This window comes from Escherichia sp. E4702, from assembly GCF_963883545.1.
Taxonomy (GTDB): domain Bacteria; phylum Pseudomonadota; class Gammaproteobacteria; order Enterobacterales; family Enterobacteriaceae; genus Escherichia.
In genome coordinates this window covers 184,276-206,970 of the sequence record NZ_CAWORF010000021.1, presented here as the reverse complement: position 1 = coordinate 206,970, position 22,695 = coordinate 184,276, and the positions used below count along the sequence as shown (strand labels likewise).

General features: G+C 49.6%; 22 protein-coding genes and 1 pseudogene. 5 read left to right on the top strand and 18 right to left on the bottom strand.

Annotated features, from left to right (window positions below):
* Positions 1-9: 9 nt before the first annotated feature.
* Positions 10-1,098 (bottom strand): hydroxycarboxylate dehydrogenase HcxA, encoded by a 1,089-nt coding sequence (gene hcxA, locus AACU94_RS14450; protein ID WP_135489643.1) that lies wholly within the window; start codon positions 1,096-1,098, stop codon positions 10-12.
* 108 nt (positions 1,099-1,206) lie between these two features.
* Between hcxA and ybdL the strand changes: the two genes are divergently transcribed.
* Complete coding sequence (gene ybdL, locus AACU94_RS14445; protein ID WP_135489642.1) at positions 1,207-2,367, top strand: methionine-oxo-acid transaminase; 1,161 nt, start codon at positions 1,207-1,209, stop codon at positions 2,365-2,367.
* Here the strand turns inward: ybdL and AACU94_RS14440 are convergent, their stop codons facing one another.
* From AACU94_RS14440 to dsbG, 4 genes are all read right to left on the bottom strand, one after another.
* Positions 2,368-2,997: an IbrB-like domain-containing protein gene (locus AACU94_RS14440; RefSeq protein WP_130219409.1), complete on the bottom strand. Its 630-nt coding sequence runs from the start codon at positions 2,995-2,997 to the stop codon at positions 2,368-2,370. It abuts the gene before it with no gap.
* Positions 2,970-4,190, bottom strand: a complete 1,221-nt coding sequence (locus tag AACU94_RS14435) for a phosphoadenosine phosphosulfate reductase (RefSeq protein WP_130219411.1) — start codon at positions 4,188-4,190, stop codon at positions 2,970-2,972. The genes AACU94_RS14440 and AACU94_RS14435 overlap by 28 nt, the downstream gene beginning before the upstream one ends.
* Positions 4,191-4,336: 146 nt before the next feature.
* Positions 4,337-5,239 (bottom strand): DNA-binding transcriptional repressor CitR, encoded by a 903-nt coding sequence (gene citR / locus AACU94_RS14430; RefSeq protein WP_130219413.1) that lies wholly within the window; start codon positions 5,237-5,239, stop codon positions 4,337-4,339.
* 209 nt (positions 5,240-5,448) lie between these two features.
* The gene (gene dsbG / locus AACU94_RS14425) at positions 5,449-6,195 is read right to left on the bottom strand and encodes a thiol:disulfide interchange protein DsbG (protein ID WP_130219460.1); all 747 of its coding nucleotides are present in this window, start codon (positions 6,193-6,195) and stop codon (positions 5,449-5,451) included.
* 373 nt (positions 6,196-6,568) lie between these two features.
* On the opposite strand from dsbG, the gene ahpC reads away from it, so the two are divergent.
* Positions 6,569-7,132, top strand: a complete 564-nt coding sequence (gene ahpC / locus AACU94_RS14420; protein WP_000052796.1) for an alkyl hydroperoxide reductase subunit C — start codon at positions 6,569-6,571, stop codon at positions 7,130-7,132.
* Here ahpC and AACU94_RS14415 read toward each other — a convergent pair.
* Positions 7,129-7,305 carry a hypothetical protein gene (locus tag AACU94_RS14415; RefSeq protein WP_165383272.1) on the bottom strand — a complete coding sequence of 59 codons (177 nt, stop codon included), beginning with the start codon at positions 7,303-7,305 and terminating at the stop codon, positions 7,129-7,131. The two genes, ahpC and AACU94_RS14415, sit on opposite strands and share 4 nt — an antisense overlap.
* Here AACU94_RS14415 and ahpF point away from each other — a divergent pair.
* Positions 7,304-8,869, top strand: a complete 1,566-nt coding sequence (gene ahpF, locus AACU94_RS14410) for an alkyl hydroperoxide reductase subunit F (RefSeq protein WP_130219415.1) — start codon at positions 7,304-7,306, stop codon at positions 8,867-8,869. The two genes, AACU94_RS14415 and ahpF, sit on opposite strands and share 2 nt — an antisense overlap.
* A 119-nt stretch (positions 8,870-8,988) precedes the next feature.
* Here the strand turns inward: ahpF and uspG are convergent, their stop codons facing one another.
* The 11 genes from uspG to citC form a co-directional block, all read right to left on the bottom strand.
* A complete protein-coding gene (uspG, locus tag AACU94_RS14405) occupies positions 8,989-9,417 on the bottom strand; it encodes a universal stress protein UspG (RefSeq protein ID WP_130206453.1) in 429 nt (142 codons plus the stop codon).
* A 123-nt stretch (positions 9,418-9,540) separates the two neighbouring features.
* Positions 9,541-9,630, bottom strand: coding sequence for a small membrane protein YldA (yldA, locus tag AACU94_RS24755; RefSeq protein WP_368027512.1), 90 nt, complete (start codon positions 9,628-9,630; stop codon positions 9,541-9,543).
* Positions 9,631-9,772: 142 nt separating this feature from the next.
* Positions 9,773-10,183: a nucleoside diphosphate kinase regulator gene (gene rnk, locus AACU94_RS14400; protein WP_130219417.1), complete on the bottom strand. Its 411-nt coding sequence runs from the start codon at positions 10,181-10,183 to the stop codon at positions 9,773-9,775.
* A gap of 239 nt (positions 10,184-10,422) precedes the next feature.
* Positions 10,423-11,229 carry a ribonuclease I gene (gene rna, locus AACU94_RS14395; protein WP_130219419.1) on the bottom strand — a complete coding sequence of 269 codons (807 nt, stop codon included), beginning with the start codon at positions 11,227-11,229 and terminating at the stop codon, positions 10,423-10,425.
* 113 nt (positions 11,230-11,342) lie between these two features.
* A complete protein-coding gene (gene citT, locus AACU94_RS14390; RefSeq protein ID WP_130206459.1) occupies positions 11,343-12,806 on the bottom strand; it encodes a citrate/succinate antiporter CitT in 1,464 nt (487 codons plus the stop codon).
* A gap of 50 nt (positions 12,807-12,856) precedes the next feature.
* A complete protein-coding gene (citG, locus tag AACU94_RS14385; protein WP_130222588.1) occupies positions 12,857-13,735 on the bottom strand; it encodes a triphosphoribosyl-dephospho-CoA synthase CitG in 879 nt (292 codons plus the stop codon).
* Positions 13,710-14,261, bottom strand: coding sequence for a citrate lyase holo-[acyl-carrier protein] synthase (gene citX, locus AACU94_RS14380; protein WP_000550408.1), 552 nt, complete (start codon positions 14,259-14,261; stop codon positions 13,710-13,712). Before citX ends, citG begins: the two co-directional genes overlap by 26 nt.
* 3 nt (positions 14,262-14,264) lie before the next feature.
* Positions 14,265-15,797, bottom strand: a complete 1,533-nt coding sequence (citF, locus tag AACU94_RS14375; protein WP_135489641.1) for a citrate lyase subunit alpha — start codon at positions 15,795-15,797, stop codon at positions 14,265-14,267.
* A 10-nt stretch (positions 15,798-15,807) separates the two neighbouring features.
* The gene (gene citE / locus AACU94_RS14370; protein WP_000622357.1) at positions 15,808-16,716 is read right to left on the bottom strand and encodes a citrate (pro-3S)-lyase subunit beta; all 909 of its coding nucleotides are present in this window, start codon (positions 16,714-16,716) and stop codon (positions 15,808-15,810) included.
* Positions 16,713-17,009, bottom strand: a complete 297-nt coding sequence (gene citD, locus AACU94_RS14365) for a citrate lyase acyl carrier protein (protein WP_000700703.1) — start codon at positions 17,007-17,009, stop codon at positions 16,713-16,715. The genes citE and citD overlap by 4 nt, the downstream gene beginning before the upstream one ends.
* A 14-nt stretch (positions 17,010-17,023) precedes the next feature.
* Positions 17,024-18,082, bottom strand: a complete 1,059-nt coding sequence (citC, locus tag AACU94_RS14360) for a [citrate (pro-3S)-lyase] ligase (protein WP_135489640.1) — start codon at positions 18,080-18,082, stop codon at positions 17,024-17,026.
* A gap of 378 nt (positions 18,083-18,460) precedes the next feature.
* Between citC and dpiB the strand changes: the two are divergent.
* Positions 18,461-20,118 (top strand): annotated as a pseudogene (dpiB, locus tag AACU94_RS14355) (sensor histidine kinase DpiB).
* Complete coding sequence (gene dpiA / locus AACU94_RS14350) at positions 20,087-20,767, top strand: two-component response regulator DpiA (protein ID WP_130206469.1); 681 nt, start codon at positions 20,087-20,089, stop codon at positions 20,765-20,767. The pseudogene dpiB and the gene dpiA overlap by 32 nt, the downstream one beginning before the upstream one ends.
* A gap of 38 nt (positions 20,768-20,805) precedes the next feature.
* Here the strand turns inward: dpiA and dcuC are convergent, their stop codons facing one another.
* A complete protein-coding gene (gene dcuC / locus AACU94_RS14345; protein ID WP_130206471.1) occupies positions 20,806-22,191 on the bottom strand; it encodes an anaerobic C4-dicarboxylate transporter DcuC in 1,386 nt (461 codons plus the stop codon).
* Between the last annotated feature and the right edge of the window lie 504 nt (positions 22,192-22,695).

Sequence of the window (22,695 nt, the reverse complement as noted above, 5' to 3'; positions counted from 1 at the left end):
ATTTGTACGTCAGGCTTTAAACGATTCCACTTTTTCGAACGCTGCACGCAAGGTATCTGGTGTCAGCGTGACCGGCAGGTAATGAATGGATTCCACCGGACGTAAGGTGTGGGCAATCACTTTGTCGATCTCTGCCTGATTATTGATATCCACTTCCAGCTCCGCCAGCGTAGTCGGCAGATGAAAACGCTGATACGCTCCAGTTAATTGCGCGAGCACATCATCCTGACCCAGCAAGGCGCTTTGCACCAGAATTCCGTAGGCGACTTTGGTGCCGTGGAGAAACTTCTCGGTTTGCGGCAGGACAGTCAGACCGTTATGCACGGCATGAGCCGCCGCCACACGCGTAAAACGATCGCCCAGACCACCGACCATTCCACCTCCGGCGATAATCGCATCCACCACATCGCAAAATGATTGCGTTAACTGCTGATTTTGCTGATCGGCAAGCGCCTGTTCGCTACTGTTTAACAAGACGTCGCGAATGGCCTGTGCATTATTGATCCCCAGCCGCACGGTTAGCGGCAACGTTTCTGGTTGCGGAGCCAGCACCACCGCTTCATACCATTTCGCCAGCGTGTCACCGATCCCCGCCAGCAGATATTCTTGCGGCGCGTTGAGGACAATCTCCGGTTCCACCAGCACCATAAAATTGGCGTCGTCGAAAATCTCATAATGCAGCGCCTGTCCGGCATCGTTATACCAGACGGAGAGCGGTGTCCAGGCGGCGCAGGTAGCGGCGATCGTCGGAACGGCAACAAATGGCAGACCGAGACGGCGGGCGAGGGCTTTCGCGGTGTCGAGCAGTGCGCCGCCGCCGACGCCAATCACTACGCTGCGATCGTCACCGGACTCAGCCGCCAGTTGCTGTACATCGCTTTCGCTGCAATGACCGCGAAACAAAATATGCTTTGCCCCCCGCAGTTCAAACGCTGGCGGAAGTTTGGTTTGCGCCGCAGCAATGGCGCGTTCGCCGTAGATCCACACCGCGCGAGAAAGTTGTTCATCAGTGAAAAAATCGTGCAGGTGATTGAAACTTCCAGGATGAGAAAAGTAGTTAGCCGGGCCGACGACCACGCGGATAGGATTGTGAGGCATGTTGTGTTGTCCTTATTGTTTTATTTAGACATCTAAACGTCTTGATTGCCAAATACTAGCATCGTGTTATAGTGCCTTCAACACGCAACTTCGTCAGGTACAATAAAAATGACAAATAACCCTCTGATTCCACAAAGCAAACTTCCAAAACTTGGCACCACTATTTTCACCCAGATGAGCACGCTGGCGCAGCAACACCAGGCGATTAACCTGTCGCAAGGCTTTCCTGATTTTGATGGTCCGCGCTATTTACAGGAGCGGCTGGCGTACCACGTTGCCCAGGGGGCAAACCAATACGCGCCCATGAGCGGCGTGCAGGCATTGCGCGAGGCGATTGCTCAGAAAACGGAACGTTTGTATGGCTATCAACCAGATGCCGATAGCGATATCACCGTAACGGCAGGGGCGACGGAGGCGTTATACGCGGCGATTACCGCATTGGTGCGCAATGGCGATGAAGTGATTTGTTTTGATCCCAGCTATGACAGTTACGCCCCCGCCATCGCGCTTTCTGGGGGAATAGTGAAGCGTATGGCACTGCAACCACCGCATTTTCGCGTTAACTGGCAGGAGTTTGCCGCATTGTTAAGCGAGCGCACCCGACTGGTGATCCTCAACACCCCGCATAACCCCAGTGCAACTGTCTGGCAGCAGGCTGATTTCGCCGCTTTGTGGCAGGCGATCGCCGGGCACGAGATTTTTGTCATTAGCGATGAAGTCTACGAGCACATCAACTTTTCACAACAGGGCCATGTCAGCGTGCTGGCGCATCCGCAGCTGCGTGAGCGGGCGGTGGCGGTGTCTTCATTTGGCAAGACCTATCATATGACCGGCTGGAAAGTGGGTTATTGCGTTGCGCCAGCGCCCATCAGTGCCGAAATTCGCAAGGTACATCAGTATCTGACCTTTTCGGTGAATACCCCGGCACAGCTGGCGCTTGCCGATATGCTACGTGCAGAACCTGAGCATTATCTTGCGTTACCGGACTTTTATCGCCAGAAGCGCGATATCCTGGTGAACGCCTTAAGTGAAAGTCGGCTGGAGATACTACCCTGCGAAGGTACTTACTTTTTGCTGGTGGATTACAGCGCCGTGTCTACGCTGGATGATGTTGAGTTTTGCCAGTGGCTGACGCGGGAGCACGGCGTAGCGGCAATTCCTCTGTCGGTGTTTTGCGCCGATCCCTTCCCACATAAACTGATTCGTCTCTGTTTTGCCAAGAAGGAATCGACGTTGCTGGCAGCAGCTGAACGCCTGCGCCAGCTGTAGTTATTTAACTGTCCATGCGCGGGAATATTGACGGTCGGCAAACAACTCTTGCAGACCGTTAATTTGCTTCAGGCGCAGCACTTCGTCGCTGTCCATTCCCAGCTCTTTGCCAATTTTATTATCGTCCCATCCCAACTGGCTGAGTTCACGGACGATTTCCGACATGGCGGTGATTTGATGGCGTCCACGAGCGCGGTTGTGGCGAATTGTTGCAGCGATGCGTTGATTACGCGTACCTTCAAGACAGGTCACCGGCAAATAACCTTTTAAGCGTAATTTTAACGATGATAAGCCTTTACCTATTTCATGGCGGTGAAAACCATCAACAATTTCCAGAGCATTTTTATCTGTATGCGTGACCACAATGGGTTGCGTAAAGCCATCTATTTCAATGGATTTTTGCAGCAGTTTTTTCTCTGGTGGTGCCACATTATTGGGGTTGTAATCATTCGGCACGAGCTGGCTATTTTTCACCCACAAAACACAATCCACCGGCTCTTCACGAAAGGGGCTAACCTGATGGATCGCCATGCGGATTTCATTAATCGCTTTGATGCGATCGTCTTCCGGCAAGCTGGCGAGAAATTGGGTTAAATCCTGCGTTAATCGTTGTTGCATAGTATCCCCCATTCCTGACGTTTTCCTTTTATCCGTTCGTTATAACGCTGATAGTTCTTCGCTTTCGTAGGGCTAAATGATAATGCCCGGCACCAGTAATCGTTATTGAGTAAAACTTTGCATATTCGCCGCCAGGAGGGGATATCTTTCGTGCCAATGTCCCCTTGCTGGGTTTGTGGAACCTCGATGCCTTTTTTCTGATACCAGTGCAAATAAATGGCGATTTTATTGCGGTAATGCTCCGCAGTTTTTTCCGGCATGCTATTGAGCAGCAATAATGCATACTCTTGCCAGTCTAAATGCTCTGGCTTGAGGATTTTCCGATGCCCATAGAAATGATTGTCATGTCCGGCGTAAATTCCGCCGCTTTTTACACCGCTGACTCGTGCGCACATAGCAGCCCAGCGATCCGGTTCGATAACGTGATAGAGCCATAATCCCTGTCGTTGCTCCGGGCCAAAAGGTTCGCAAATTCGCATTTGACGCAGAGGGACGCCCGCCTGATACATTAGGTTATACAGAGGGTTGCAGAGACTTTGATGATTTGCATACCAGGTCCAGATATCAGCCACTTTCCAGTCGTAGATGGGGTAAATGTACCAGCTATGACCGCCTGGTGCGGCCGTAGTCCAGGGTTTATCGTCGGCAAAACGCTGTTTATTCGAACTGGCGATAGCAACGAAACGGTTATAGGACTCGTCAGCCCGGATGCCGATCATCATGGCCGCAGGACGTTTTTGCGAAAACCATTCGGCAAATTCACGCACGAAATGTTCAAAAGTCATGCCTGGCTGGTAAAACGGGAAATAAGCGGGATCGGTTATTGCATCTCCCGGGGGCTGGCGTACCCATTCAACATCAGGTTCCCAGCATTGCCATTCGGGTTGATATTGAGAAAGAGAGTTTTGCGTCGTAAGAGGCAGCGCTACCCAATAAAATTCTTCAATGACATCTGCATACTGCTCTCGTAGGGACTGAATATAGTGAATAGTTAAAGAAAACTGTGCTTCCCAGTCGATAAACAGAACGTATATTTTTTTGCCCATTTTTCTGGCCAGATTCGCGGTTAGATGAAGCATTAAGCCTGAATCTTTACCGCCAGAAAATGAGACACAAACGCGGGGTAGGGTGTTGAGTGTCCAGGTAATACGCTCTTGTGCAGCTTCCAGAATATTGAGCGGAAGAGGAATTTTATAAATAGACATCTAAAGATGCTCTCTGAACCTGACAGGTAGATAATGCGATAGTTTTTTAATTATAAAGTAAATAAATTCAAATAAGATATATTATTTTATGTATTTATAGTGTGAATTTTTCATTGAAAAACATTTTGCCAACGGATAGATGTTTATTATAAATTGTCATTCAAACGATCAATGAATCGTGAGAACGTAAGGTTATTTAATGATGATTTATTATAGGACATATAAAGTGTGTTTGAAGGCAACGGGTGTTCAAGTTTTATTTGTTTTAGCTGAAGTGTTTTATGATAACTGCGGTATAATTCGTAAGGCACAATACCAATTAAATCGGTAACTGCAATTGTATTAATAATGGTAAACAGAGAGGAACTACGAAACGATATTTTACGGTTTGCCATGAGTGCTTCTATTTCCATCTGGAAATCTTCTAATCCAGGGATTTTAGATATCAGAAAGGTAAATTCTTCATCAAGAATTTGTGCATGGGTGCTCCGTTCATTTATTCTCGGATGGGTAGTACTACAGATGAGTGTATTACGAATTGACTGAAAAGGGATGCAGCTCACAGAACGGCTGATAACTGGTGCCAATGTCACTACGAGATCCGCTTTGCGGTAAGCCAGTAAATCTTCGGCGCTTTCTACGGCCATCATAATGTCATGATGTTCAATGTCGATAACCGCATCCTGGCGCAGACTATTGATCAAAAGGCTGCTGTTTGTCGCAGAGATGAATTGTGGACCATAGATTATAAATTTTTTCTTTAATTCAGATTTATTGACGATATTTATTGTTTGTTCCAGGTTTCTAAGGTTTTTCTCAAGATGATGATGAAGATTTAACCCAGTAGTCGTTGGCGTAATACCTTTTCCGGCACGAGTAAACAAAGGATCATTAAATTGCGTACGTAAGCGTTGCAGGGACTGACTAACCGCAGAGGGCGTTATATATAGCGATTCTGCAGCCTTACTAATGCTGAGATGTTGGTAAATGCACTCGAAGATTACCAGTAAATTCAAGTCAAATTTTTTTAAGTCGTAAAGATTGGCCATGATGTACTCCATTCATATCATTGCACTCATCATGATATTCATTAAATCTATAATATGAATTAATATATTTGTATTTATTATGTTCTTTTACTTAACTCATGATTAAGTTTTTCTAAAATAGCATAGCCGATTTATTGTTTGTGATCAATTCTTGCGGTTTTCAGGATAACTGAAAAGCCGTATATATTCCAGTTATCCATGATTTAATATTATTTATTTCCCATGATGATATTTAAGGTCTTTTGATCCGGTAATCCGACCGCCTGTTGCAATGTATTCTCCGGGCTCATGTAGTAGATAGCAGGCGTGACGTTTGCGCCAAGTTCATCCATCAGTTTTTCATTGGCACTTAAGATTTTCATTTGCTCTGCACCAACGGTGGCCGGAATGTTTAGCTTTAGCTTCTTGTCTGATGCTTCATACTCTTGCCATGCTTTAGCCGGATCTTTAGCCGCGAGGATCGCCGCAGCAGTCGCTGGGCTTTCCGGTTTGATTACGCCAACCAGTAGTGTGCGAATCTGGACTTTGCCAGCCTCAACCCACGGGCGCGTCTGCTGCCAGAACTGTTTACAATACGGACAAAATGGATCGACAAAGACATAAACCATAACAGGCGCATCTTTTTTGCCGTCGAGGAGCCAGTGGGATTGCTCCATCCGTTGCCACATTTCTCGACCGACTGGCGCATAAATTTCTTTCTCAATAAGTGTGTTACTCAGGTTTTCACCTTTTTCGTTGTACATATAACCTGAGATAGCGTGCTTGCCGTCTGGTGTCAGGTAGATAGTAACTCCCATATCCTGATACTTTCCGAGATAACCTTTCATTCCCCCGGGGGCATCAAAAGATTTGAGGATAGTAATACCCTGTTTTTCAATGGCTTTTACTGGGGCTGGAAGTTCCTCTGCGAAGGCGACTGCAGGAAGCAGAGCCAATAAAAGTATCTTTTTTAACATTAATTTGTCCTTTTCAGTCAGTGCAAAATTTGAGTAAAAGGCATAACCTATCACTGTCATAGGTAAGAGCTTAGAACAGGTGATTGCCCTTTGTTTATGAGGGTGTTGTAATCCATGTCGTTGTTGCATTTGTAAGGGCAACAGCGCAGCCTGCTGAACAGGCGCTGAAGATACCAAAGGGTAGTTCAGATTACACGGTCACCTGGAAAGGGGGCCCATTTTACTTTTTATCGCCGCTGGCGGTGCAAAGTTCACAAAGTTGTCTTACGAAGGTTGTAAGGTAAAACTTATCGATTTGATAATGGAAACGCATTAGCCGAATCGGCAAAAATTGGTTACCTTACATCTCATCGAAAACACGGAGGAAGTATAGATGTCCTTGATTAACACCAAAATTAAACCTTTTAAAAACCAGGCATTCAAAAACGGCGAATTCATCGAAATCACCGAGAAAGATACCGAAGGCCGCTGGAGCGTCTTCTTCTTCTACCCGGCTGACTTTACTTTCGTATGCCCGACCGAACTGGGCGACGTTGCAGACCATTACGAAGAACTGCAGAAACTGGGCGTAGACGTATACGCAGTATCTACCGATACTCACTTCACCCACAAAGCATGGCACAGCAGCTCTGAAACCATCGCGAAAATCAAATACGCGATGATCGGCGACCCGACTGGCGCCCTGACCCGTAACTTCGACAACATGCGTGAAGACGAAGGTCTGGCTGACCGCGCGACCTTCGTTGTTGACCCGCAGGGTATCATCCAGGCAATCGAAGTTACCGCTGAAGGCATTGGCCGTGACGCGTCTGACCTGCTGCGTAAAATCAAAGCTGCTCAGTATGTAGCTTCTCACCCAGGTGAAGTTTGCCCGGCTAAATGGAAAGAAGGTGAAGCAACTCTGGCTCCGTCTCTGGACCTGGTTGGTAAAATCTAAATTTCCTTCGTCTTTCGCGCTACCAACTCCGGCGCGAAATACTTCGGAAATTCACCTAATTCTTCGGGTGCTGCGGCACCCGATTTTCTTCCCCGCATCATGATGCAAGCTGCATCCAGGTAGCCGATGAAGGCCGCTTGCATGATGATGTTTAAAGCCCAGGAGATAAACATGCTCGACACAAATATGAAAACTCAACTCAAGGCTTACCTTGAGAAATTGACCAAGCCTGTTGAGTTGATTGCCACGCTGGATGACAGCGCTAAATCGGCAGAAATCAAGGAACTGTTGGCTGAAATCGCAGAACTGTCAGACAAAGTCACCTTTAAAGAAGATAACAGCTTGCCGGTGCGTAAGCCGTCTTTTTTGATCACCAACCCAGGTTCCAACCAGGGGCCGCGTTTTGCAGGCTCCCCGCTGGGTCATGAGTTCACCTCGCTGGTACTGGCGTTGCTGTGGACCGGTGGTCATCCGTCGAAAGAAGCACAGTCTCTGCTGGAGCAGATTCGCCATATTGACGGTGATTTTGAATTCGAAACTTATTATTCGCTCTCTTGCCACAACTGCCCGGACGTGGTGCAGGCGCTGAATCTGATGAGCGTACTGAACCCGCGTATTAAGCACACGGCGATTGATGGCGGTACGTTCCAGAACGAAATCACCGATCGTAACGTGATGGGTGTTCCGGCAGTGTTCGTAAACGGGAAAGAGTTTGGTCAGGGCCGCATGACGTTGACTGAAATCGTCGCCAAAATTGATACTGGCGCGGAAAAACGTGCGGCAGAAGAGCTGAACAAGCGTGATGCTTATGATGTATTAATCGTCGGTTCCGGCCCGGCGGGTGCGGCGGCAGCAATTTACTCCGCACGTAAAGGTATTCGTACCGGTCTGATGGGCGAACGTTTTGGTGGTCAGATCCTCGATACCGTTGATATCGAAAACTACATTTCTGTACCGAAGACCGAAGGCCAGAAACTGGCAGGCGCGCTGAAGGTTCACGTTGATGAATACGATGTTGATGTGATTGATAGCCAGAGCGCGAGCAAACTGATTCCGGCAGCGGTTGAAGGCGGCTTGCATCAGATTGAAACGGCTTCCGGCGCGGTACTGAAAGCTCGCAGCATTATCGTGGCGACCGGTGCAAAATGGCGCAACATGAACGTTCCGGGCGAAGATCAGTATCGCACCAAAGGCGTAACCTATTGCCCGCACTGCGACGGTCCACTGTTTAAAGGCAAACGTGTGGCGGTCATCGGCGGCGGCAACTCCGGTGTGGAAGCGGCAATCGACCTGGCAGGGATTGTTGAACACGTAACGCTGCTGGAATTTGCCCCTGAAATGAAAGCCGACCAGGTTCTGCAGGACAAACTGCGCAGCCTGAAAAACGTCGACATCATTCTGAATGCGCAAACCACGGAAGTGAAAGGCGATGGCAGCAAAGTCGTTGGTCTGGAATATCGTGATCGTGTCAGCGGCGATGTTCACAACATCGAACTGGCTGGTATTTTCGTTCAGATTGGTCTGCTGCCGAACACCAACTGGCTGGAAGGCGCAGTAGAACGTAATCGTATGGGTGAGATAATCATTGATGCGAAATGCGAAACCAACGTCAAAGGCGTGTTCGCTGCTGGTGACTGTACGACGGTTCCGTACAAGCAGATCATCATCGCTACGGGCGAAGGTGCTAAAGCCTCTCTGAGCGCTTTTGACTACCTGATTCGCACCAAAACTGCATAAGAAGAAGTAAGATTCACCTGCAATTGCTTAGCCGCCGGGGTCAAACCTGGCGGCTTTTTTTATAAAAAAACGCCCTGCCGGGATTGCTCAGGGCAGGGCGTCATAAATGCGTTAATTTGTTAACGAACGACTAATACCGGCAGATTGGCGTGACGGATCACGTTGGAAGCGTTGGAACCTAACAGATGGGTTGAAATCGATGGATTTCGCGAACCGATAACCACAACATCCGCATCCAGTTCTTTAGCTAACTCGTTCACTTCATCTCGCACGTTACCAAAACGGACATGTGGTTTGATACGGGATGGATCAATATTGAAATGGCCGACCATTGTCTGTAGGCGTTCTTCGGCTTCATGTTGCAAATGTTCTTCGAAACGACGCACATCAGCAGCAAAACGGTGCAGACTAAGGCTTGCGGCGCCCGGTAATACATGGAGTAAATGAATTACGCCATCATCCTGGGCGAGAAATTCAGCGTGACGAACGGCTTTGTCGCTCAATTCCATTTCAAATACGTCTACTGGCATAATGATTGTTTTGTACATAAGCATTCCCTCCTTGCTATTGCATGAACATATAACAGCATATTATTGATTATGATTCTATGATTTGCGAAGTTGATTTGATCTGGGATAGCAATTGATCTGGAAAATGGATTAAGTCAGCTACTACCAGCGTTGCTCAAGATATAGCACTGCCACAACAATAATTGCTGCAATGAATATATAAAACGCAGTAATACCGAGAGCTTCGCTCATAGGGGGGATCCGCTGGTGGATAACTTGTTCAGATTAGAACGCAGCGGTGAAGAGCAAAATGATAAATCTGGTTGATATTTGAGCGGAAAGAGGATGCAGAAGCATCCTCCGGGCAAAGCGAATAACGCTTGTGCAGATGGGATTAAAGCAGGTACTCGCCAGCGGCTTCAGGCTGGTATTCGAGTTCCAGCACTTCAAGGTGGGTAGCAACGCCGCCCGGAAGTTCCCAGTGGATGGTATCGCCAACGCGCAACCCCAGCAGTGCGGCACCAACCGGAGCCATAACGGAAAGTTGAGTATTGCTGTCGGTCATCTTTGCCGGATACACCAGTGTACGCACACGGACTTCGCCATCGCTAAGATTGCGGAATTTAACCCGGCTGTTCATCGTCACCACATCGTGTGGCATCTCTTCTGGCGAACACATTTGGGCGCGATCCAACTCTGCGTTTAACGCGTCGGCGATTGGCAAACCGGCATAGGCAGGTTGCTCCAGCAGAATATCGATGCGTTCGGCATCCAGGTCGTTAATGATGATTGTTGGTCTGGACATTTTTACTCCATGTCGTCGGTACTGCGAGTGTCGCAGATAAACATACCCAAAAGAAAACCCTCACCGTCAGGCGGCGAGGGTTTAGCTCATATGATGATACTGACTGTTGCTCACTCTTTGAAGTGATTTACATCACATTCAGGTAATTCCTTAATGCTGAGCGATTTGTATAAATCTTAATCGAAAAACAGCGTAAGGGATAAATTTTCGTGATGGATTAACTTCCGCTGCGCTGGATCTCAATAACCTGCTTTATCAATCACAAAGTTTTTGCCACAGTTGCCTGGGTGTGGTTGTGGCAAGAATGAGTTTGCAGAAAGCGGCGCATTGATGGCGTCAGCTTTGATTGAAATCTGGATTTCAGTCAAATATGCCGGATTACCCTGGCAGGTTAACTTGACTGCTTTGACGTTCTCTTTCCCCCAGCTTTTGGCAAAGGCGGCGTCAAAGTCACTGCGGCTCACGGTTTTACCGTAGTTATCCGCAAGGAATTTTCCGGCTGTGCTTTCTTTGATCTCTTGATTCAGACGTACCATCGTACCGAAGTAAGCGTCCGGATCAAAACCAAAGCAGGCGCCGTGTTTCGCGTATTCATAACGTTCCAGACAGGAACGACCACCTGCGCCTGGCATAACTTCACTCAATTTAGCTGCTGTTTCCAGCGATAACCCTGTTTCCGGTGAAGAACACATCCGGCTGGCGCGAGCTTCCGGCAGGTTTGGGACTGGGCGAGTGGCGCAGCCGAAGCGCATCCATCGGCGTTCATCAACGCCACGCGCAGCAACCGATTTAGGCAATCCCGGCCACAGGCCATGAACGGTCAGAAAATCAGCTTTGTTGCTCGTTTCGGTTTGCAGTCGACACTCATCGCGTTCGTTACGATTTCGATCGTGCTGACTCTGGCAAAACCCGGTTTGCCAGGAAAGAGCTAAAACGTAACGATCAAAATCGCCATACTGTTTTGCCTGTAATGCAGCGGCGTTGACAGAAGATAAGGGGAGCAGAGAAGCCGCCAGTAAAGCGGCGTTACGCCAGAATGTTTTCATAGTGGGTGTGGAACTCATACATGCACTGAATACTATCTATTAAATCATAAAAAAGCCCGCCAGGTTGGCTAACCTGGCGGGCGCGGTGATTTATTCAGCGTTTGGCGAAGGTATTAGTTCCACATGGCGAGAATCGGCCAGCCTACCAGAAGCAGCATGGCAATATAAATCACCCCGAAGATAGCCCCAAGACGCCAGTAATCTTTTGATTTCACATAGCCGCAGCCGTAAATAATCACACCAGGGCCAGTAGCATATGGGGTCAGACAGCCCATGATACCGATAGACAGCACCAGCAGAATACACAGTTGTTCCATCGGTACGCCCGGAATACCTTTACCGACCGCCAGAATGACCGGCAGCATGGTTGCAGTGTGCGCAGACAGACTGGCAAACAGGTAATGAGCAAAATAGAACACCAGCACGAGGACGATAACCGTCGCATTTGGCGAAAAACCTTCCAGATGCGTACTCATGGTGCTGGCGAACCAGTCGATAAATCCGGAACGAGTCAGGCCATTAGCCATGACGACCAGCGTTGCCAGGTTAACCAGCGTGTTCCATGCGCTGTTATAGCGGGTAATGTCTTTCCACGGCACAACGTGCAGCGCCAGCATCAGCGAAACTGCCAGCAGACCAACCGCAGTGGCGTTAATCACTTCGCTGCCAAATACCCATAAACCTAAGCTGAGTAATACAAGGCCAATCAGCGTCCACTCTCTGCGTGTCAGCGCCCCCATGGTTTTTAGTTCATCACCCGCCCAGGTTGCCACTTCTTCACTGTGTGTGATTTCCGGTTTGTACAGCACGTAGGAAAGCCACGGCGCAATGATAAGCAAGATAACCCCAACCGGCAGGAAGCAGAGGAACCACTGTAACCAGCTAATCTGGATACCGGCAATTTTGCTGACGAACTCCAGACCCAGCACGTTTGGTGCTGCACCAGTGACAAACATAGAGGAGCTAAGACTGGTACTAATGACCATCATCCACATCAAATAGCCGCCAATACGACGCGCGGACGGATCGTTCGGGAATGATTTAAATAGCGGCGGCAGGTTTTTAATGACCGGAAAAACTGTACCCCCGGTACGCGCGGTGTTGGACGGTGTAAACGGTGCCAGCAGAATGTCGATAATGACAATCGCATAACCCAACGTCAGCGTGCGTTTGCCCATGAATTTCACCAGGAAAAGGGCAATGCGACGACCTAACCCGGAAACTTCATACCCTAATGCAAAAATAAATGCGCCAAATACCAGCCAGACTGTGGTGCTGGAAAAACCAGCCAGCCCCCATTTCAGCGCCTGTTTTTGCGCATTAAACGCTGGGTCAGCTAATTCTTTGGCATCAAAGAGCAGGTAATTACTGCCAATAACGCAAATGGTTACTGCAATAAAACTGATCGCTGTTGCCGGGATTGGCTCGAGGATCATGCCGACAATCATTGCCACAAACACAGCGAAGTAATGCCATGCCTGCGGCGGCATACCGTCAGGTACAGGGATAAGAAACATGACACCCATCACCACCAGTGGGGCCAATAGTTTCCATATATTATCTTTTGCTAAAGACATACGGGTTCTCCGAAAATTAATATTTCCAAATTTATCAAGTGCTTAAATAATTAAATCTGTGCTAAAAACCAGGTAAGGATCAGCAGGTCGGCACTGCCGCCTGGACTGAGATTTCGTTCGATACACTCCCTGTCGAACTGCCGGAGATAATCGAGATCGGCGGGGGTTCGGATGCCCCCTTTTTGCAATAGTGTTTGCGCCTCGCGCTGTAGCCAGCGCAGGCCCCCCTCGCCGCCGCGCGATGCAACGTTGGTATCGCCGTTGGTAGCCATCAGTAGGAGCAAGGTATCGAGCAATGCCAGTTCAGGATCTAGCCCCTGATCCAACAGAGTGAGGTAATGCGGAAGTGCGTGGTTGATCACCAGTGGATAACCTGCTTCGGCTTCACCGCGCGCGCCGGTAAGGCCTAGTTGCTGGTACAACCGTTGACCTGCGGTCAGTTGTTGATTATTGGTACGCAGTTCGCGATCGGTCAGACCACGGCAGAAACTTGCCGCCGTAGAACAAACGGTTGTGGGCGTTACCGGCTGGTTGAGCTGAAGCAAACGGCCAATCGCCGCGCACAGTAGCCCTAAAGAAAAAATGCTGCCTTTATGGGTGTTTACGCCCGCAGTGGCGCGGAACATATCGCCTTCACAGGCCATACCAATTGGGCGTAATCCGTGGAGTACTGCTTCGGGGGCCATTTCTGCACTACAGGCACCAAATTCGATAAAACGGGGTAACCAGGCCTGGATCGCCAGTGCGCTACGGTGGAAATCTTCCAGCGCCATATCTTTGTGCGCACCGCAGTTAATGCGATCCACGAGGCCTGGTTTCGGTGACAGATTGACTTCAGTCAGCATGGCGCGCCAGCCCAGCAGGGCATATTCATCGATTAATGACGTCGCAAGCTTTGTGGTTTTAGTTGACGTTGCAGGCATCGACATCGTTCAGCAGCGCCTCCATGCGGTTGAGTAAATCGGTCAGTTGGTGGGTTTTCCCGCGCGCGCAGACGGCTGCGCTTTGCTCGCACAGCAGGCAGCGGCGAGGCGGCAGCGAATAATCGCGGCGGGAGAGAATTTCGCCTTCGGGCGTCAGGACATCGATATCCCATAAACGCCCGAGAGGATGGCTATGTTCAAGCTCAATGGTGGCGAGCTTGAGGTCGCGAGCTGGAGCGGCAATGCTCAACATGCCCTCCGGCCCGCTGGCGGAAACCAGTGCAGCCTGCTCCTGAATTTGCCAGCCCTGTTTTGCGGCTAAGGCACGCAAGGCTGTCACGCCATGATTAAAAATTCGGCGTGTGACCTCGCTGTCTTTAATCGGACCCGGCGCAACCACGGTAAAGGAGACCAGTGGAACAGGATGGCGCTTGAGCCAGGCGTGTTGCCGTGCTTGCCTTTCATCCCGGCTGACGAGCAGCTCGGGAATTGACACCGCATGGTGGCTGGCGAGTTCAGGAAGCAGGTGCATGGCTTATTCCTTCACCTGATGCACAACGTCAATCACCGAGCCATCGCGGTAGCGCACGACGGCAACGACGCGGTCGGTGAATTCAATCGGCTGTGGTTCACCGGTCAGCAGACGCGCACGTTCGCGCAGCCACTCAATGGAAACCACTTTAATGCCTGCTTCCTGCAGACGTTCTGCCAGTTCCGGACGTGCCGGGTTAACAGCGATGCCGTGGTCGGTGACCAGAATATCGACGCTGGCCCCTGGGGTAATGCAGGTCAGCACGTTATCCACCAGAGTCGGGATACGACCGCGCACCAGCGGCGCAACAATGATGGAAAGCGCAGAGGCAATTGCGGTATCGCAGTGACCGCCGGAAGCGCCACGCAGCACGCCATCAGAGCCGGTCAGCACGTTGACGTTGAACTGGGTATCAATTTCCAGCGCGCTCAGTACCACCACGTCGAGACGATCAACCGATGCGCCTTTAGAGCCCCAGTTAGCGTACTGGTTGGCACTGATTTCGATGTGATTGGGGTTACGGGCCAGCGATTGCGCAGCGTGGCTGTCAAAGCTCTGCACATCCAGCAGTTTGCGGATCAGACCTTTTTCGTGCAGATCAACCATCGTTGCGGTAATGCCACCGAGGGCGAAGTCGGCGCGAATATCGCGGCTACGCATTTTGTCTTCCAGGAAACGGGTTACCGCAAGCGAAGCGCCGCCGGTGCCGGTCTGCAGGGAGAAACCTTCTTTGAAGTAGCCAGAGTTGACAATCACATCCGCAGCGCTGCGGGCAATCAGCAGTTCGCGCGGGTTAGTGGTCATACGGGTTGCGCCAGCGCCGATTTTTGCGGCATCGCCGACACGATCAACTTTGACGATCAGATCAACCTGATCCTGTTCAATGCTCGCCGGGTTATGCGGATAAGGCAGCAGTTCTTCGGTGAGCATCACCACCTGTTTTGCGTTGTCGGCATCAACCATTGCATAACCGAGAGAACCGCAGCAGGCTTTTCCGGTGTAGCCGTTGGCATTACCGAATTCATCACAGGACGGGACGCCGAGGAAAGCAACGTCGATGTTCAGTTCGCCGCTCTGTACCAGATGCACGCGACCGCCGTGGGAGTGGATTTGCACCGGTTCAGCCAGCAGGCCACGGGAGATTTCTTCTGCCAGTGGACCGCGTAAGCCGGAGGTATAAATGCGGGTAACCACGCCCTGGCGAATGTGTTCTACCAGCGGCGCATGGCAATCACTCAGGGAACTGGACGCCAGGGTCAGGTTTTTAAAGCCCATCTTCGCGATGACGTCCATCACCATATTGACGGTCAGGTCACCGCCACGGAAAGCGTGATGGAAGGAAACAGTCATGCCGTCCTGTAAACCAGAACGACGAATGGCTTCTTCCAGGTTGGCGCACAGTTTGCGATCGCGCGCTTTTTCAGCCTGATAGGTTTGTTTCGGCGAGTTCTGGAAAGCGGCAAGATCGCATTCAGCGTGACGATTCCAGGCTGCTACCCGTTCTTGTCGTTGAGATTGTTCAATTTTCTGCGTCATTTTGATTGCCTTATTCTTCGCGGATGCCGGAAAGTTCTGCACGGGAGAGCACCAGACGGGCGCGATCGATAACCGGACCGTCAACCATCTTGCCGTTCAGGGAAACGACGCCAAGGCCTTCGCGAGCGGCGGCTTCAGCGGCTTCTACGACGCGGCGTGCGTGATCCACTTCTTTCTGGGTTGGAGCGTAGAGGTTGTGCAGCAGATCAATCTGACGCGGGTTGATCAGCGATTTGCCGTCAAAGCCCAGCTGTTTGATGTGGGCGGCTTCTTGCAGGAATCCGGCTTCGTTGTTGGCGTCGGAATAGACGGTATCGAACGCCTGAATACCCGCAGAGCGCGCGGCCTGCAAAATAGAGCAGCGTGCGAACAGCAGTTCAGTTCCTTCCGGGGAGCGTTCTGTACGCAGGTTGCGCACGTAGTCTTCTGCACCGAGGGCGATACCGATCAAACGCTCGGAAGCGTGAGCGATTTCCACCGCGCGGGTAATGCCCAGCGGAGATTCAATCGCCGCCAGCAGCCCCGTGCTGCCGGGTTCGCGACCGCAGGCTTTTTCGATACGCAGGATCTCTTTTTCGATATCCAGAACGTCCTGAGCGGTATCGGTTTTCGGCAGACGCACAACGTCTGCGCCACCGCGAACGACGGCTTCCAGGTCGTTAACGCCCCATTCAGAATCCAGCGCATTCACACGTACGATGGTTTCAATATCGCGATACAGCGGATGTTGCAGCGCGTGGTAGACCATACGACGTGCGGTGTCTTTTTCACGCAGCGCCACGGAGTCTTCGAGGTCGAACATCAGAGCATCAGCTGGGTAGATGAAGGAGTTGCTGACCATCGCGGCATTGGCACCAGGCACAAACAGCATGCTGCGGCGGGTGCGAGTTTTACGTTGTTGCAGCGAAGCGGAAATCATTGGCAATCCTCCCATGGCAGCGCCGGGATACCGCTGGCGCGCGCCAGCAAGGCTTCCAGTCGTGCACGTAAAATGCAGTCCAGTGCGCCTTTGTCATCGACATTCAGCTGTACGCCGCGCACGTTATAGCGGGCGAGAACGTCCAGAATGGTGGTGCGAATCGCATCGCCAAACTGTTTCTCAACGCTGCTGTTGATTTGCAGGTCGATATCCTGCGTATCGAGTGGGGCGATGCGTATCATCACATCCCCAGACTCAAGGGTGCCTGCAACGGCGGGCTGGTTTATTTTCATTTTTCACCTGTTTCTTATGCGGGGGTCTTTTGACGAACTGCCGCGTCCTGGCGGGCGTGTTCAAGCAGATTCTGCAAGTAATGCAGAGTGGGTGCCGGGACCAGTGGCGCGATAGCCGTGAGATCGTTTTTCACCAGCAGTTGACGTACCCGGGAAGCGGATATCGGCAGTTCCTGGTAACGCAGTCGCTCAATTTCAACCAGTTCGATGGGCGGTGCGGAGATGGTCGGTGTTTCCAGCCAGTAGCGCATATCCTGGTTGTACTGGGCGGTCACGCGACAAATGGGTTCAGTACCAACAAAGCGGTGAGTAACGCCCAGCGCGGGCGCGAGGTACTGACGGAAAATTTTCAGGTCAATTTCGGTGTAACAATGGTTGATGACGCTCTGTTCTTTAATGAAGTAGCAGGGGAACGTGGCGCGGGAGATGATGTACTCGGAGCCGCGATGCACGGTCAGACGCGGAATATCGGTAGTGCCTTTTAACACCAGATCTAACCGGTCGTCATAGGGAAAGCGTGAAGAATCTTCTTTGACTAAAAACAGATGCAGCCAGTCGCACTGTGCCGCAGCTTGTTGAATCAGATAACGGTGGCCGTTAGTAAAGGGATTGGCGTTCATGACGATACAGCCAATCTTCTTCCCTTCATGACGGAATTTCTTCAGCGATTCGGCATAGCGTTTCAGACGTGTGGCGCTATTTTCCATCAACACCATCACGCCAGGTACGCTGGTTAACGTGTAGAAACCGCACTGACGGAACAGCGCCTCGTATTCGGTTTTGGTATAAATAAACAGATGCGTGCTGTGCCGTTCATAGGCGAGGTTTATCAGTTCGGTGGCTAATGTCAGCGCCAGTCCTTCACCGCGAACTGATTCACTAATAGCGACGCACTTAATGATATTTCCGGCAATTCCGCCGCAGGCAATAAGGCGGTCGTTACGGGTTACGGTAATAAATACCTCGACCGTGGTGTCAACACTCAAATCATTTTCATGCAGAAAGTGGGTAATTTCCGCCATCTTTTTATTTTCTGAACGTTTTACCCGGGTGAAAATATCATTGCCGAACATAATAAATAGTATCCTGAAGGTGTATGTTGTTATCGGGTTGCAACAAATGTTGTTCGATGTAGCAAATTGATAACCTTTTATTTTCAGTTGAGAGAAAGGGCTGTGAGTGAGGTATTTCTGTTTCTCCTTTCGCCATACATCCTAAGGAGTATTGCATCGTGAAATTTTGATTTATTTCACATAGAGTTAGTGGTTTTTTATTTATTTAATGGTTTTAAGTTTTTTAATTAATGTAATTACGAATTGACCCATAGGTTTAATTGATTTAATTGATTTAATGAATGAAATTTGTCACGATCATATTTGATATTTATAAATCGAGATTCAACATTTTAATTACATCCGCCAAAAAACAGGGCTTACCCCGCAAGGAAAACAATGTTGCAGCTTAATGAGAATAAACAGTTTGCTTTTTTCCAACGACTGGCGTTCCCGCTGCGTATTTTTTTGCTGATTTTGGTGTTCTCGATATTTGTCATCGCTGCGCTGGCGCAATATTTTACCGCCAGCTTTGAGGACTATTTAACGCTTCATGTTCGTGATATGGCAATGAATCAAGCGAAAATTATTGCCTCCAATGACAGTATCATCACTGCAGTGAAAACGCGTGACTACAAACGACTGGCTACTATTGCCAACAAATTGCAAAGAGATACCGACTTCGATTATGTGGTGATTGGTGACCGGGATTCGATCCGCCTTTACCATCCTAATCCGGAAAAGATTGGCTACCCCATGCAGTTTACCAAACCGGGAGCGCTGGAAAGAGGGGAGAGTTACTTCATCACCGGCAAAGGGTCGATAGGTATGGCAATGCGCGCCAAAACGCCGATCTTTGATGACGATGGCAAAGTCATCGGCGTGGTGTCGGTGGGGTATCTGGTAAGTAAAATCGATAGCTGGCGGGCTGAGTTTTTATTACCGATGGTGGGCGTGTTTGTCGTGCTGTTAGGCATTCTGATGCTGCTGTCGTGGTTCTTAGCTGCGCATATCCGCCGCCAGATGATGGGGATGGAACCAAAGCAGATTGCGCGCGTGGTCCGCCAGCAAGAGGCGCTTTTTAGTTCGGTTTATGAAGGGCTGATTGCGGTGGACCCGTATGGGCATATTACTGCCATCAACCGCAACGCAAGAAAAATGTTGGGGCTGAGTTCCCCCGGACGGCAGTGGCTGGGCAGACCTATTGCAGAGGTTGTTAGACCGGCTGATTTTTTACCGAACAAATTGATGAAAAACGTCAGGATGTGGTGGCGAATTTTAATGGTCTGAGCGTTATTGCTAACCGCGAAGCTATTCGTTCTGGTGATGATTTGCTAGGTGCAATTATTAGTTTTCGTAGTAAAGACGAAATATCTACCCTTAATGCGCAACTGACGCAAATTAAACAATATGTCGAAAGCCTGCGCACACTACGTCATGAACATCTCAATTGGATGTCTACGCTCAATGGTCTGTTGCAGATGAAAGAGTATGATCGTGTGCTGGCGATGGTTCAGGGGGAGTCCCAGGCTCAGCAGCAACTTATTGATAGTCTGCGTGAAGCATTTGCCGACCGCCAGGTGGCGGGGCTTCTTTTTGGTAAAGTGCAGCGCGCCCGGGAGCTGGGGCTAAAAATGACAATTGTTCCAGGCAGCCAACTTTCACAACTGCCGCAAGGGCTGGACAGCACTGAATTTGCGGCGATTGTGGGCAACTTACTCGATAATGCCTTCGAAGCCAGTCTGCATAGTGATAAAGGGAATAAGACAGTCGAATTATACCTGAGCGATGAAGGCGACGACGTGGTAATCGAAGTGGCCGATCAGGGCTGCGGCATTCCAGAGTCTCTTCGCGACAAAATATTTGAGCAGGGCGTCAGTACGCGTGCTGATGAACCCGGTGAGCATGGCATTGGGTTGTATCTTATTGCCAGCTATGTAACGCGCTGCGGTGGAGTTATCACTCTCGAAGAGAATGATCCCTGCGGTACTTTATTTTCAATCTATATTCCGAAAGTGAAACCTGATGACAGCTCCATTAACCCTATTGATCGTTGAGGACGAAACACCGTTGGCAGAAATGCATGCGGAATATATTCGTCACATTCCCGGCTTCAGTCAGATATTGCTGGCGGGAAACCTGGCGCAGGCCCGAATGATGATTGAGCGTTTTAAGCCGGGGCTTATCTTGCTGGATAACTATCTTCCTGATGGTAGGGGCATTAATTTGTTGCATGAGTTGGTGCAGACGCATTACCCCGGCGATGTGGTGTTTACCACTGCCGCCAGCGATATGGAAACGGTATCTGAGGCTGTGCGTTGCGGTGTGTTTGATTATTTAATCAAACCAATCGCTTATGAGCGTCTGGGGCAGACATTAACTCGTTATCGCCAGCGTAGACACATGCTGGAAAGTATTGATAGCGCCAGTCAGAAGCAAATTGATGAGATGTTCAACGCTTACGCTCGCGGTGAACCAAAGGATGAGCTGCCAACTGGCATTGACGCGTTGACGCTAAACGCAGTGAGAAAACTGTTCAAGGAGCCAGGTGTGCAACATACGGCTGAGACAGTAGCGCAGGCTTTGACCATAAGCCGCACCACCGCGAGACGTTATCTTGAATATTGTGCCAGCCGACATCTGATCATCGCCGAGATTGTTCACGGCAAAGTCGGTCGGCCGCAGCGCATTTACCACAGCGGATGAAGAGGGTGCCGGAGGATGCGCTCCTCCGGCCTGGGAAATTACTTACCAGCAACCGCGGCGGTCGTACCGGGCACCATCAACTCTGTAGCCACAATGACAATCACCAGCCCAACAAGCACCGGCACCGAGGTGCGTTTAACCACTTCAAAAGGTGATATTTTAGCCATCCCCGCAACGGCAACCACCACGCCAGAGACTGGCGAAAGCGTGCGCCCCAGGTTTGACGCCTGCAGCATCGGGATTGTCAGGTACGCTGGGTTAATGCCGGAAGAGTGTGCCAGTTTCGGGATCATCTCAACAAAGGCATAGAATGGCGCATTGCCGGAACCCGTGGTGACTGCTGCCAGCATTGTCAGGATAACCAGCACCAGCATCAGGATAATGCTCGCCGAACCGAACGAGGTGGCGATTGAGATCAGGCTCTGGATAAAGCCGATGGTGCTAAGGCCCTGAGCAAAAACCCCTGCGGCAACTAATAACATGACTACGTTAGCGAAGGCATCAGCCATGCCGCGGTAAGCCACCTCGAGGCCCGAAAAGACTTTTTGCGTATTAAAGCCGCGAAGAAATTCCAGAACAGAGGCAATCAGCATACAGATCACCAGAATGGTGATGATGTGCAATTGCGGACCCCATTTGCCGTCAAAAAATAGCACGCCAATGATCGGTGTAAATGGCAGAATGGCGTAAAACGCGGGCGCGGTGGTTGTGATTTCGCTGACATCTAACATTTCATGAGAGATGTGCTCTTTTTTGTCCAGATAACGTTGCCAGAAAAAGTGGGCAATCGCCATGCCGATAATCGCGGCAATTGAGATAGGAAGTGTTGTTTTGAAGGCGAAGTCAATCAGCGGCATTTCAGAAGCCTGTGCTGCCAGCACCACATCACCAGATGTTGGTGCGAGAATAATTGCTGCTGGTGAGGCACAAATGGCAGCTGCCGCGCCGCGACTGATACCAACGTTCACCATCACCGGGAACAACGTTGCCATCAGTAAAACGCCAAGACCGGTTGCGGAAGAGACTGCCAGTGACATCAGACAGGCGACAAAGTAGGCGGCAATCATCAGCAGGTAAGGGGAGTTAATGTACTGCAGCGGTTTTGATGCCAGTTTGACAACCATATCGTTCGCGCCGATGTGGGTCATATAAGCGGCAAAGCCACACAGCATCATGATCATCATGCCGAGATCGCCGCCACGGCTCATCAGTAATATTTTAATGTATTCAACGATATCTGTGGCGCTGTAGCCAGTGGAAGTCTGGCTGGAGGGTAAAACTTTGTGTCCCATTATAGCGCTGATGATCAGCAGTAGCAGGCCGCCAACAAATAGCACCCCGGTGGCGGAATACCCTTTAATGATGTAGCGAGCTACACCCACAATAACGACAACCCCAATAAGGAGTTCAATAAATGTCTGCATATTCTTTCCTGTCTCCAGAATCTACAATAAATAATAAAAAAGTCCTAAAATAAGAAAAAAATATGCCGAATAAATTGACATCGGATGCTGATTGAAATCAAGAAAGCTGTCATTAAGACATTGATGTTGTTGTTTTTATACCTGGATAACAAAATTTATTTTAGGGGGAGTAATTACAACATGGTGATGTTTATAAACTGATGAATAATTGATGCGATTTTGTTAATTAATTTATGGTGTTTTGTCCGTCCAAAAAATAATCTTGTATGCGTATCATGTGGCAATGCGAACAATGACTTTATTGATGGTTTATTGTATCTAATTGAAAAATAAATGAATGATAATTATTTTTATGGGTGTAACTTTTATTTGCATGAGTTGTTCTTTAGCTGAAAATATTTCTTAGTCTCCGGAATAATCCGATGGTTTTATTAGTAAATTTCATGAAATAAATTTTTTCAGACACTCGGATTATTCTTTATGTTTGCCTTGTTAAGGTTGTAT